The 13,073-nt window shown below is 77.2% G+C and carries 9 protein-coding genes; 5 read left to right on the top strand and 4 right to left on the bottom strand.

Translation table 11 applies throughout. The features are described 5' to 3' along the window. Positions 1-2: 2 nt before the first annotated feature. The 3 genes from ACH443_RS19160 to ACH443_RS19150 form a co-directional block, all read right to left on the bottom strand. A complete protein-coding gene (locus ACH443_RS19160) occupies positions 3-1,691 on the bottom strand; it encodes a DNA repair helicase XPB (protein WP_429764322.1) in 1,689 nt (562 codons plus the stop codon). 86 nt (positions 1,692-1,777) lie between these two features. Continuing rightward, entirely contained in the window at positions 1,778-4,294 is a 2,517-nt protein-coding gene (locus ACH443_RS19155; RefSeq protein WP_430591209.1) for a helicase-associated domain-containing protein, read from the bottom strand. A gap of 96 nt (positions 4,295-4,390) precedes the next feature. Continuing rightward, positions 4,391-5,314 carry an NAD-dependent epimerase/dehydratase family protein gene (locus ACH443_RS19150; protein WP_430591208.1) on the bottom strand — a complete coding sequence of 308 codons (924 nt, stop codon included), beginning with the start codon at positions 5,312-5,314 and terminating at the stop codon, positions 4,391-4,393. A 122-nt stretch (positions 5,315-5,436) separates the two neighbouring features. On the opposite strand from ACH443_RS19150, the gene ACH443_RS19145 reads away from it, so the two are divergent. The 4 genes from ACH443_RS19145 (at position 5,437) to ACH443_RS19130 (ending at position 10,957) form a co-directional block, all read left to right on the top strand. Continuing rightward, the gene (locus ACH443_RS19145; protein ID WP_430591207.1) at positions 5,437-6,150 is read left to right on the top strand and encodes a TetR/AcrR family transcriptional regulator; all 714 of its coding nucleotides are present in this window, start codon (positions 5,437-5,439) and stop codon (positions 6,148-6,150) included. A gap of 166 nt (positions 6,151-6,316) precedes the next feature. Next, entirely contained in the window at positions 6,317-6,700 is a 384-nt protein-coding gene (locus ACH443_RS19140; protein WP_429764326.1) for a cold-shock protein, read from the top strand. A gap of 73 nt (positions 6,701-6,773) precedes the next feature. After that, the gene (locus ACH443_RS19135; protein ID WP_429764327.1) at positions 6,774-7,682 is read left to right on the top strand and encodes a DUF3027 domain-containing protein; all 909 of its coding nucleotides are present in this window, start codon (positions 6,774-6,776) and stop codon (positions 7,680-7,682) included. Then, entirely contained in the window at positions 7,679-10,957 is a 3,279-nt protein-coding gene (locus ACH443_RS19130) for a sacsin N-terminal ATP-binding-like domain-containing protein (RefSeq protein WP_430591206.1), read from the top strand. The genes ACH443_RS19135 and ACH443_RS19130 overlap by 4 nt, the downstream gene beginning before the upstream one ends. Before the next feature lie 9 nt (positions 10,958-10,966). Here the strand turns inward: ACH443_RS19130 and ACH443_RS19125 are convergent, their stop codons facing one another. After that, entirely contained in the window at positions 10,967-11,224 is a 258-nt protein-coding gene (locus tag ACH443_RS19125; protein WP_429764329.1) for a DUF2530 domain-containing protein, read from the bottom strand. A gap of 246 nt (positions 11,225-11,470) precedes the next feature. On the opposite strand from ACH443_RS19125, the gene ACH443_RS19120 reads away from it, so the two are divergent. Beyond that, complete coding sequence (locus ACH443_RS19120; RefSeq protein ID WP_429764330.1) at positions 11,471-12,979, top strand: sugar transferase; 1,509 nt, start codon at positions 11,471-11,473, stop codon at positions 12,977-12,979. Positions 12,980-13,073: the final 94 nt, after the last annotated feature.

Raw genomic sequence — 13,073 nt, 5'->3', positions numbered from 1 at the left:
GGCTACCTCGCGGCGTCGGGAGCCTCGAGGTCCTCCGCGTCGACGATGCGGTACGCGTACCCCTGCTCGGCGAGGAACCGCTGCCGGTGGGCGGCGAAGTCCTGGTCCACGGTGTCGCGGGCGACGACGGCGTAGAAGTGCGCCGTCCGGCCGTCGGCCTTGGGCCGCATGACACGCCCCAGCCGCTGCGCCTCCTCCTGGCGCGACCCGAACGACCCGGACACCTGGATCGCGACCGACGCCTCCGGCAGGTCGATGGAGAAGTTCGCGACCTTCGACACCACGAGCCGGCTGATCTCGCCCTCCCGGAAGGCGGCGAACAGCTTCTGCCGCTCGCGGACCGTCGTCGCGCCGGTGATGAGCGGCGCGTCGAGGTGCGCGCTGAGCTCCTCGAGCTGGTCCAGGTACTGGCCGATGACGAGCACCTGGTCGTCCGGGTGCTGCGCCACGATCCGCTCCACGACGCGGTTCTTGCCCGGCGCGCACGCGGCGAGGCGGTACTTGTCCTCCGGCTCGGCCGTCGCGTACACCATCCGCTCGTGCTCGGGCAGCGTGAGACGCACCTCGACGCAGTCGGCGGGCGCGATGTACCCCTGCGCCTCGATGTCCTTCCACGGGGCGTCGTAGCGCTTGGGCCCGATGAGGCTGAACACCTCGTCCTCACGGCCGTCCTCGCGCACCAGCGTGGCGGTGAGGCCGAGGCGGCGGCGCGCCTGCAGGTCCGCCGTCATGCGGAAGATCGGCGCGGGCAGCAGGTGCACCTCGTCGTAGAGGATGAGGCCCCAGTCGCGGGCGTCGAGCAGCTCGAGATGGCTGTACACGCCCTTCCGCTTGGTCGTGAGCACCTGGTAGGTCGCGATCGTGACGGGCTTGATCTCCTTGCGGGAGCCCGAGTACTCGCCGATCTCGTCCTCGGTGAGGGTGGTGCGGCGCACCAGCTCGTCGCGCCACTGCCGGGCGCTGACGGTGTTGGTCACGAGGATGAGCGTCGTGGTGCCGGACTTCGCCATCGCGCCCGCGCCGACGATCGTCTTGCCGGCGCCGCAGGGCAGCACGACGACGCCGGAGCCGCCGTGCCAGAAGCCGTCCACCGCCTGCGCCTGGTAGGGGCGCATCTCCCAGGCCTTCGGCTCCTCGTGCGGGGTGCGCGGGTGGGTGGGGGAGGCGAGCGCGATCTCGTGCTTCTCGCCGTCGACGTACCCGGCCAGGTCCTCCGCGGGCCAGCCCAGCTTCACCAGGACCTGCTTGAGGTGGCCGCGCTCGGAGGGGTGCACGACGACGGTCTCGTCGTCGATGCGGTCGCCCACCAGGCCGGCGGTGCGCCTGGACTTGAGCACCTCGGCGAGCACCGCGCGGTCGCTGGCCTCGAGGACCAGCCCGTGCGTGGGGTGGGTGGCGAGCGTCAGCCGCCCGTACCTCCCCATCGTCTCCGCGACGTCGATGAGCAGCGCGTGCGGCACCGGGTAGCGCGAGTACTCGATGAGGGTGTTCACGACCTGCTCCGCGTCGTGCCCCGCGGCGCGCGCGTTCCACAGTCCCAGGCTGGTGAGCCGGTACGTGTGCACGTGCTCCGGCGCGCGCTCCAGCTCCGCGAACGGCGCGATGGCGCGGCGCGCGTCGTCGGCGCGCGGGTGGTCCACCTCCAGCAGGATGGACTTGTCGCTCTGCACGATGAGCGGGCCGTCGGTCATGCGGCTCCTTCCGGGGGGGATCGGGGGGATCCAGGGTCTCAACGCCGTGGGCGGGCGCGCTTGTTCCGTGCGGCCGTCGGGCGAGGTCAGCCGTCCACCGGCTCCACGCCGGCGATGCGGTGCACGGCGACGGTGAGCTCCGCCTCGCGCGCCGGGTCCAGCGCGCGCAGCCGGCCGCCGTCGAGCCGCAGCGGCTTGAGCGCGCGCCGCTCCATCGTGCCCGACGCGCCCACCATCTCGATCCACACGACGCGTCCGTCGCGCAGCGCGTCGTGCAGGGTGGCGAGCGCGTCGCCGGGCTCGGTGGTGCGGGGTCGGCCGCTCGTCGCGGCGCCCCGGCCGCCGTTCGCGGGCTCCCGCGGGGTCGCGGCGCCGCCTCCCGACGGCGTCCCCGCCGCGCGGTGCGTGGCGGCCAGCCGGTCCACCGCCGTCTCGTCGCCGGCGTCGGCGGCACGCAGGCGGGCGACGAGGTGAGCGCGGGCGTCGTCCGACGTCGCCTCCGGCTCGGCGGCGGGGCCGCGGCGCGGGTCGCGCGGGGTGCGGTCCGGGCGCGGCGGGCGGCGCAGGCGCGCGCTGAGCACGTGGCCGTCGGGGCCCTCGACGGCGGACAGCAGGCCGCGGGCGCGCAGCGCGTCGTGCAGCTCGGCGGCGGGGACGGCCGCGGCCAGGACCGTCGGGGCGAGGCGCACCAGGCCCAGGTGCGCGAGCCGAGGGTCCGCCGCGAGCCCGGCGAGGACCGTCGGGTCGGCTGCGCGCACGTACGACCCGGCCGCCCCCACCCGCAGCGACTCGTGCCGCCGCGCCGTGTCCCGCACCAGGTACTCCAGCGGCTGCGGCACGGGCACCCGCGAGCGGTGCGCCAGCGCGTCGAGCAGCTCGTCCGCCGTCGTGCCGTGGTCCAGCGCGCGCGTCACCGACGACGGCGAGAAGCGCACCGTCGTCGCCGCCCCGCGCGACTCGACGTCGGCCGACCGCTCCAGCAGGAGGGCCAGGGCCTGCGACGGCCGGCCCGGCACGATGCCGGTGAGGTCGCCCTGCAGCAGCACCTCGTCCACCTCCGGAGGCAGCGCCGCGCGCAGCGCCCCCTCGAGGCCGTCGTCAGACGCGCGGTCCGCCCCGGCGGGCCGTGCGTCCGACAGGTGGGCGAGGAGGGCGGAGCCCGGGCCGGACAGCGCCCCCGCACCGGTCGCGCCGAGCAGCGCGGCCTCCGTCAGCAGGCCGGCGACCGCCTGCTCCGGCGGCACGGTGCGCGGCGCGTGCCAGCGCAGCACCGTCATGACGGCGTCGACGTCGAGCGCCGTGCCGGGCCGCGCGGCCAGGACCTGGAGCACCTGACGGCGCAGCCGCGGGACCCAGCCGCGGTGCAGGTCGGGGGACAGCGGCGCCCGCAGGCTGCCCTTCTCGTCGCGCGAGCCCACCAGCCACGGCGTGCGCCGCGAGCCCGCCCACGCCGCGGCGAGCAGCGCCCAGCGCTCGGCGTCGTCCATCACCTCCCAGCGGTCGGCGACGGTCGTGGGCCGGTACGACGGCGGCGCCTCGCCGTCGTCGGCCACCACGCCCGCGGCGGCGGCCACCTCGACGACGAACGCCGTGTCCGCCTCGTCCGCGCCGAGGGCCTGGGCCGTGCGGCGCAGGTCGCGCACGCCGAGGCCGCCGCTGCGCAGCACCGCCGGGGCCGTGTCGTCCCACGCGGCGACCAGGAGGTCCACCCGGCGCACCAGCTCCAGCGCGGCGCTCGCGGCCTCGGCGTCGACGGCGGGCTCCGGCACGGTGCGCCCGTCCGGCCGGGGCGGCGCGAGCTCGGGGGAACGGTGCGTGCGCCCGCCGCGCAGCGCCAGCCCGACGTCGCGCGGCAGCGTCACGTGCCGGGCGTCCGTGCGCAGCAGCAGCCGCGCGTCGACCAGGGCGTCCACCGCGGCCCGCGCCGGCGTGCCCGGCGCCGGGACGAGGCCGATCGGTGGGCCCCAGGTCAGCGCGTCCAGCACCTCGCGCCCGCCGCGGGGCAGGTCGGGGAGGGTGACGTCGCGCGCGTCCCCGTCCGCCGGGGCCCCGGGTCCCCCGACCGCCGGGCGTCGGCGCTCGTCGGGGCGGGCCGGGCCGAGGCCGGCGGGGTGCGGGCCGAGGACGTCGTCCAGCCCGGGTGCAGGGCGCAGGTCCGGGCGCCCGGGCTCGCCCGCGTCCCAGAGGAGCGCCGCGGTCAGCGCGTCGGCGAGCGAACGCTCGACGGTGGATCCGTCGTCGGGTCCTCGGTGACCGTTCCGGGCGGTCGCGGCGTCGTCCGCGCCGACCGCGCGCCGCACGTCGTCGGGGGTCACCGGGCCGTTCCCGGCGAGCGCGACCACCGCCTCCAGCGCCTGCAGGGTGCGCGCGTCCGCGTGCGCCAGCGCCCGCTCGAGGGCCGTGCGGCTGGACGCGCGGGCCGCCAGGGAGCGCAGCGTGGACGGCGACGGGGTGGCCAGGTCCGGCCGCGCGCGCAGCAGCGCGAGCAGCTCGGCGTCGTCGCGTGCGCGGATCGCCTCGGTGAAGGTACGGGGCGCGTCCGTGGTGCCGGCGCCGTCCGCGACGTCGGCCTCCGCCGTGCCCCGGGGCGACGTGCTGGCCATCTGATCGATGCTACGCGCCGCCACCTCGCTGCCGAACAGGTAGTCGTGCACCGAGTTCGGCGTCAGGACGTGCGCAGGTGCATGGTCGGCGAGAGATCAGAGTCCCGCGGTGCGGCGGCAGACCTCGTCCCACGGGGTGGACTCGAGGCCCCAGCGGTCCCGGGCGGCGGAGTCGTCGAGGACGTACGGGCGCTCCCACTGGTAGACGAGCTGGCGCACCTCGCGCATGAAGGGGGAGACGGCGGCGACGGCGGCGAGCGCCGGCCCGCGCAGCGAGCGGGGGAGGACGGGCGGGTGCCCGGCGGCGGCGAGCACGTCGGTCAGGGCCTGCGCCTGGGTGCGCGGCGCGTTGCTCGGCACGTGCCAGGTGCGGCCGTGCGCGCCCGGGTCCTCGGCTGCCGCGACGAGCGTGCGCGCGACGTCGCCCACGTCCGTGAACGTGTGCGGCAGGTCCGTGCGGCCCATCATCGTGACGCGCTTCCCGGCCAGCGCGGCCGGGAGGACGCGCGAGACGTGCCCGTTGCCGCCGACGCCGGGGCCCATGTAGTCGGACGCGCGGACCTCGACGGTGCCGCGCAGCCGGCCCTCCTCGAACGCGCGGCGGGCGTCGGCCCACATCCGGGTACGCAGGACGCCCTTGTGGTCGGTGGCGGCGTCGGGCAGGTCCTCGGTCATCGGCCCGTCGACCGGGCCGTACGGGTAGAGGTTGCCCGTGATCGCGTAGACGGCGCCCGAGCGTTCGGCGGCGGTGAGGAACGAGGCCGCGAGCGGCGGCCAGGCGCGCTCCCACTGCGTGTAGTCGCCGGGGTTGGCGCAGTTGTACAGGACGTCGGCGCAGTCGGCCGCGCGGCTCAGGGCGTCGGCGTCGGAGGCGTCGAGGGCGGCGTGCGCGACGCCGGCGACCCCGGTGTCGCGGCCGGTGCGGGTGACGACGGTGACGTCGGAGCCGCGCTCGGCGAGCAGGACGGCGACGTGCCGACCCACGGGCCCGGCGCCGACGATCAGGTGACGGTCGGTCATGACCGGTGCTCCAATCCGAGAGCGGTGCTCTCTGTCGGGACGAGCATGGCACTGCCGACACCTCCTGGCAAGAGCGATGCTCTTGTTTGTGGCCGCTGCTCTCGCGTGCCAGGCTGAGGCGCATGGCCGACGCCCCCCGCACCGCACGCGCCCTCGCCCGCGAGGCGCTCACCCGCGAGATCCGCAGCGCCGCCCGCGCCCGCCTCGCGACCGACGGCCCGGCCGCCCTGTCCCTGCGCGCCGTCGCGCGCGACGTCGGGATGGTCTCCTCCGCCGTCTACCGCTACTTCCCCAGCCGCGACGCGCTGCTCACCGCCCTGATCGTCGAGTGCTACGACGAGCTCGGCGCCGCCGTCGAGGACGCCGACGCCGCCGTGGCCGACCGCGACGCCGCCGCCGCCCGCTGGCTCGCCGCCTGCCGCGCGCTGCGGGCGTGGGCCGTGGCGCACCCCGCGGAGCTCGGGCTGCTGTACGGCACGCCGGTGCCCGGGTACGCCGCGCCGCGCGACACCGTCGACCCCGCCACCCGCGTCGTCCGCGTGCTGGTGACGGTCGTGGCGAGCGCCCACGCGGCCGGCGCGACCCCGTCGCCCGCCCCGGACGGCACCCCCGACGCGACCGCCGTCGTGGACCCGGCGCGGCAGTTCGTCGCCGCGCGCGGCATCGTCGAGGACGCGCCCACCGAGCTGGTCGTCCGCACGCTCATGGCCTGGACCACGCTGTTCGGCACCGTGTCGTTCGAGATCTTCGGGCACCTCGTCGGCTCCGTCACCGACCCGGAGGCGTGGTTCGACGCCGTCGCCCTCCGCCTGGCCGCCGACCTCGGCATCCGCTGAGGACCCGGGGCCCGGGCCGCGGACCCGGACCGATGCGGCACCCTGCCGCACCGGCCGGTAGCCTGAGCGTCTGGCCGTGTGCCGGGCGCTCGCCCGTGCACCGGCCGGATCCGGCTCCGCGCACCGGCGCGGGGCCGTAGTCGACGACGAGCACGAAGAGGTTCAGGTGCCCACCGGCAAGGTCAAGTGGTACGACGCGGAGCGCGGGTTCGGCTTCATCGCCAGCGAGGACGGTGGGGAGATCTTCCTGCACGCGTCCGCGCTGCCCTCGGACGTCGAGAGCGTCAAGCCCGGCGCCCGCGTCGAGTTCGGTGTGGCCGACGGCCGCCGCGGCCCGTCCGCGCTGTCCGTGAAGCTCCTGGACCCGGCGCCGTCCGTGGCCAAGGCCAAGCGCAAGGCGCCGTCCGAGATGGCCGGCATCGTCGAGGACCTCATCAAGGTGCTCGACCGCGTGGGCGACCAGCTGAAGCGGGGGAAGTACCCGGACGCCGCGGCGGGCAAGCGCGTCGCCACGCTGCTGCGCGCCGTCGCCGACGACCTCGACTCCTGACGCTCCGGCCGACGACCACGCCCGAGACGAGGGCCCGAGACGAGGACATGACGAGCACGAAGAGGACGACGACATGGTGACCGCTGCCGCTGACGCCCCCGCACGCACGACGCGGGTCAGCTCCCGCGCGCGCAAGGACGCCGTGCTGCTGGGCGCGGTCGACCTGGCGCGCGAGGCCGCGCAGGAGGGCGCGACGTCGCCGTCGGACGTCGGCGAGCACCTGGGCACGGTCGCCGAGGGCGAGCGCCTCATGTCGCACCGGTTCGCCGCGACCATGCCGGGCTACCGGGGCTGGCACTGGACGGTGACGCTGGCGCGCGTGCCGCGCGGCAAGGTCGCCACCGTGTGCGAGGTGGAGCTGCTGCCCGGCGACGACGCCCTGCTCGCCCCGGCCTGGCTCCCGTGGTCGGAGCGGCTGCGCCCGGGCGACGTCGGCCCCGGCGACACGCTGCCGTTCAAGGCCGACGACCCGCGCCTCGAGCCCGGCTGGAAGGCCACCGGCGACGAGGAGCTCGACTCCGTCGCGATCGACGAGCTCGCCCTCGCGCGCGAGCGCGTGCTGTCCCCGCAGGGTCGCGACGAGGCCGCCGAGCGCTGGTACCGCGGATCGCGCGGCCCGACGGCGCCGGGTGCGGTCGCCTCGCCGGCGGAGTGCACGACGTGCGGCTTCCTCGTGCCGCTGCAGGGCCCGCTCGGCCAGCTCTTCGGCGTCTGCGCCAACGCGTGGTCGCCCGACGACGGCAAGGTCGTGTCGCTGGACCACGGCTGCGGCGCGCACTCGGAGACCGACGCCCCGCACCCGCCGAGCGACTGGCCGGCCGACGCGCCGCTCATCGACGAGCTCCGGGTGGAGGCCGTGACGGTCGGGCGGCGCACGCCCCGGGCGTCCGCCGCCGGCGAGGCCGAGGGCGCGGACGAGACCGCCGGCACGACCGACGCCGCGGAGGCGGACGCCGCTCCCGAGCGCCCCGACGCCGAGTGACGGGCGACGTCTTCGGGACCGTCGCGCTGCGGCACGCGGTCACGGAGGCGTGGCTCGGGTCGGGCACGCGCTTCCGGGAGGACGCGAACGCGGAGGAGGACCACGCGCGGGGCTACTACCGCGGCCGCGTGGTGACCGAGCTCGCGCAGAACGCCGCGGACGCGGCCGCGCGGGAGGGTCTCCCCGGGCGGCTGCTGCTGCGCCTCACCGAGCTCGCCGACGACCCGCGGGGCGTCGCCGTCCTCGCCGCCGCCAACACCGGCGCCCCGCTGACCGCGGACGGCGTCGCGTCGCTCGCGTCGCTGCGCGCGTCGGCGAAGTCGGCCCCGTCGGTCGAGCCCGCCCAGGCCCCGACGGTGACCTCCGCGGAGGTGGGCCGCTTCGGCGTCGGCTTCGCGGCGGTGCGCGCGGTCTCCGACGAGGCCACGGTGCGCTCCACCTCCGGCGGTGTGCGGTTCTCCCTGGTGGCGACGCGCGAGCTGCTCGACGACGTCGCCCCGCAGGGCTCGGCCCTGCGCGACGCCGTCGCCGGGCGCGGCGAGGACCTGCCGGTGCTGCGCCTGCCGTTCCCGGCGCCGGCCCTGGGTGACGCGCCCGACGGGGCCGACGACGAGTGGGGCGGGTTCGCCACCGTCGTCGAGCTGGTGCTGCGCGACGACGCCGCGGTCGCGTCCGTGCGCGCCCAGCTCGACGCCGTCGACGACGCGCTGCTGCTGGCGCTGGCCGCCCTCGCCTCGGTCACCGTCGAGCGCTGTGAGCGGGCGGTTGGCCCCGATTCGGGCCCGGAACAGGGCCAGACGCCCGCTCACAGCGACGGCGGGGACGGGGCGACGACGTCGCGGGTGCTTGCCGACGTCGACGACCGGTGGGAGGTGCTGCGCCGGTCGGGAGAGGTGCCCGACGACGAGACGGCGGACCTGCCGCTCGAGCAGCGGCGCCCGCGCTGGTCCGTCGCGTGGGCGGTGCGACGGGACGACGCCGGCACGTTCGGTGACGGCGTGGAGGCGGACGCCGGCGCCGTGCTGCACGCGCCCACCCCGACGGACGTGCCGCTCACGTTCCCGGCGCTGCTGGTCGCGTCCTTCCCGGTGGACCCGGGACGCCGGCGCGTGCTCCCGGGGCCGTTGACCGACCGCCTCACGGCCGAGGCCGGGCGCGCGTACGCCGACCTGCTGGCCCGCCTGGCGCCCGAGCGGGGCGCGGACGTGCTCGACCTCGTGCCCGGCGGGATGCCGGCCGGCGACCTCGACGCCGCCGTCCGCGACGCCGCCCTCGACGCGCTGCGGTCGGCGCCCCTGCTCCCGGCGCCCCCCGACACGACGTCGCCCACCGAGGAGACGGGGCCCGTCGCGGCCCGGGTCGCCCCCGCCGACGCGACGGTGCTCGTGGGTGCGGCGGGCGACGACCCGCGGCTCGTCGGCGTGCTGGCCGGCGTCGTGCCCGGACTGGTGGCGCTCACGACGTCGCAGCAGGGCGTCGCGCGGCGGCTGGGCGCGACGCCCACGACGCTCGCCGACGTCGTCGCCGACCTGCCCGGCGGCCTGCCCGCCGCGCGCTGGTACGCGCTGTGCGACGCGCTCGAGCCGTACGCCGCCGACCCGGGGGTGCTGGAGGCGCTGGCCGGCGCGCGGGTGCCGCTCGCGGACGGGCGGACGGCGTCCGGGGTGCGCGGCACGGTCGTGCTGCCGGAGGACGACGACGACCCCGCGCTCGCCGCCGTCGCCCGGACGCTCGGCGTGCGCGTCGTGCACCCGGACGCGGCGCACCCGCTGCTGGTCCGGGCGGGCGCGTCGTCCACCAGCCCGCGCGCGCTCCTGGACGACCCGGGGGTGCGGGCGCTCGCGCTGGCGGCGTCGGAGGCGCTGCTCGACGGCGCGGACGAGGTGCCGGAGACCGGCGCGGTCGCGGCGCCCACTCTCGTCGGGCCGGTGGACGAGGGGCCGCGCGAGGTGGTGCAGAACGTGCTCGCACTCGCCCGTCTGGCGCACGCGGGCGGCGGGCACGACTTCCCGTTCTGGCTCGGCGAGCTGCCGGTGCCGACGGAGGACGGCTGGCGCCCCGCGCGCGAGGCGGTGCTGCCCGGCTCGTGGGCGGCCGCGGCGATGCCGGGGCTCGCGCCCGTCACGCGCGCCGCCGTCGCGTACTACCCCGCGCCGCTGCTCGTCGCGCTGGGGGTGCGGGCCGACGTCGACACCTACCGGGTGGCCGACGTGCTCACGCCCGACCCCGCGGACCCCGAGCCCGAGCACGGTCCCGACGACCCGGCCGGCTGGCTGTCCGGCTGGGAGGACTACCTGCGGTTCCTCGCCGACCGTGTCGGCCCCGGGGTCGACGTCGGGGACGTGGAGGCGGTCGCGGACCTCGACGCGGTGGGCGACCCCGACGACGACCCGGGCGACGACCCCGACGGCACGGACGAGGGCGATCCGTGGGGGCCGGTGCTCGCCGCGCTCGTCGCGGACCCGGACGCGCGCCGCGCGCTCGTCACCCCCGTGGCCGGGGCCCCGTCGTACACGGCGTGGTGGCTGCGCGACCGGCTCGGCGGCCCGTTCGCGGCGCACGACGGCGTGCCGCTGCTGCCGCCCGCGCCGCCCGCCGTCGCGGCGCTCGACCCCGAGGCCCGGCGCGCGCTGGGCGTGGTCGACGGGCTCGACCGGCTCGACCCGCTGGACTGGCCGGCCGCGCTGGACCGGCTGCCCGACGTCGGCACCTCCGTGCCGCTGTCCACCGCGCTCGGCGTGTGGCGCGGCCTCGCGGGCCTCGCGGTGCGGCTCGCGCCCTCCGCCCGCGCGGCCGCCCTCGACCCGCTGCCCGACCGGCTGCCCACGCTCGACGCGAGCGACGTCGTCGTGCGCCGGGCCGACGACGTCGAGGTGGCCGGCACGGCGCGCTGGGCCGTGCTGGGCGCGGTGCTGCCCGTGCCCGAGGCGGAGGTCGCGGCCGTCGCCGACCTGCTCGACCTGCCGGTCGTGGGGGAGGACGGGCTGCCCGCCCCCGACGGGCCGGGCCGCGAGCGGGAGCTCGACGAGCGCGTCGCCGCCCTGGACCCGCGGCTGCCCGCGGTGTGGTTCGAGCACGGCCGGCTGTCCGTGGCCGGCAGCCCCGTGCCGTGGTGGGTGGACGCCGAGGGGCGCGCGCACGCCACCGACCGGGCCGGGCTCGCCGCCGCGCTCGCCGACGTCCTCGGCCGGCCGGACCGCTGCGCGCTGCTGGCGACCGTGCTCGCCGCGCCGGAGCGTGCCGCAGAGCTGTGGGTCACGACCGCCTGGGGCTGAGGCTCCTCGTCAGTCCTCGCCGCGGTACTCGCCGCGGTGCCTGCGCTCCCACAGCAGGCCGGCGCCGCCGAGGAGGATGCCGGCCACGCAGGTGATCACGGCCTCCTCCGTCGCGTTCCCGAGGGCGTACACGACCACCGTCGCGACGAGCGCGACCGCCCACAGGCCGATGCCGCCGAGCAGCACGCGCCGCAGGTCCACGCGCAGCGGCGGCGGACCGGGACGGCGCTCCTCGGGATGGGTGAGCAGGCGGACGAGCGAGGGCACCCGCCCATCCTATGTCTCGGCCGCCAGGACCGTGGCCCGCGGCGGCAGTCGTCCGGGGCACCCCGACCATGACGCGACGGCGCGGTTGAAGTGCGGGTGAAAGCGCAGGTCAGCGGGTGAAAACGGCGTCGGGTGAAAGGCGGGGTGAAAGGCCGCCGGAAGGCTCTCCGAAAGCCCCGCGACGCTCCTACCTTGGTGACGCCACCGCACACGGGTGCGGTGCTCGACCCGGGAGAGGAGGCCACCGTGATCACCGTCTCGGACATCGGCCAGCCGCTCCGGTCGCGCACCGCCGCGCTGCGGGCCGCGCGCCTCAAGGAGGTGCGGGACTCGTTCCGCGCCGGGTCGTGGCAGACCTCCTACCGCCGCCGCCTGGTGCGCACGGACGTCGTCGTGGTGGTCGCCGCGGCAGTGACCGCGGCCGTCGTGCGGGGCGTCGTGGTGCACGACCACATCACTCCGTGGGTGCTCGGCGACCAGCTGCTGTCCGTCGTCGTGCTGGTGACCGCCTGGCTCGGCAGCCTGTGGGCCGCCCGTGCCTACGACGTGCGGGTGTTCGCGTCCGGGCCGGCCGAGTACCAGCGCGTGTTCGACGCGTCGTGGCGGCTCGTGGCCCCGCTCGCGCTGCTCGCGCTGCTGCTCGCCCGCCCAGGCATCTCCTTGTTCCTGCTCGTCGCGGTACCCACCGGTGTCGTCGCGCTCCTGCTCGGGCGGTGGCTGTGCCGCGAGTGGCTGCACCGGCGGCGGCGCGAGGGCGGCTGCGTCACCCTCGTCCTCGCGGTGGGGCTGCGGGACCAGGTCGAGCGGCTCGTGCACGAGCTCAACGACCGCCCTTCCGGCTATCGGATCGTCGGGGTGTGCGTGCCGACGTCCGACGACATCCGGCCGGGCGAGGAGATCCTCGGCGTCCCCGTCCTCGGGGACCTGCGCACCGCGGGCACGATGGCGGCCCAGGTGGGCGCCGACTGCGTGGCGGTCAGCGGGTCCGACGCGATCACCGCGGACGTCGTGCGGCGCCTCGGGTGGGAGCTCGAGCCCGTCGGCGTGGACCTCATGCTCACCGCCGAGCTGGCCGACGTCGCGGGGCCGCGCATCACCGTCACCCCCGAGCAGTCGGTGTCCCTGCTGCACGTCGACGCCCCGCGCTTCACCGGGCCGCGGTACGTGCTCAAGTCGGTCGTGGACTGGACGGGGGCCGCGCTCATCACGCTGCTCCTGCTGCCCCTGATGGCGGTGGTCGCCCTCGCCGTGCGGGTCACCAGCCGCGGGCCCGTGCTGTTCCGCCAGGACCGGGTGGGACGCGACGGCCACACCTTCGAGATGCTGAAGTTCCGCAGCATGCGGCAGGGCGCGGACCGCGAGCACACCGTGCTGAGCGGGCCCAGCGACGGCGACGGCGTCCTCTTCAAGCTGCACGACGATCCCCGCGTCACCGCCGTCGGGCGGGTGCTGCGCCGGTTGTCGCTCGACGAGCTGCCGCAGCTGTTCAACGTGCTCGCCGGGCAGATGTCGCTCGTCGGACCGCGGCCGCCGCTGCCCGACGAGGTGTCGAGGTACGAGACCCGCGTGCGCCGGCGGCTGCGCGTCAAGCCCGGCCTGACCGGGCTGTGGCAGGTGGGCGGGCGGTCCGACCTGTCGTGGGAGGAAGGCGTGCGGCTCGACGTCTTCTACGCGGAGAACTGGACCGTCTTCGGCGACCTGCTCATCCTTGCCCGGACCGCGAAAGCCGTGGTCACCGGGCGGGGGGCGTACTGACAGGGCGTCGCCTCGCCCCGAGTCGCCGATGTGAAATCCGCGTCACCACGCGGTTTCCGTGCAGGAGTCCTTCACAGGATCTGGCACGATTCTG

It is taken from the genome of Isoptericola sp. NPDC019571, from assembly GCF_044389385.1.
In the GTDB taxonomy this organism is placed as follows: Bacteria; Actinomycetota; Actinomycetes; order Actinomycetales; family Cellulomonadaceae; genus Isoptericola; species Isoptericola nanjingensis.
This window is presented reverse-complemented; position numbering and strand designations above follow the sequence as displayed.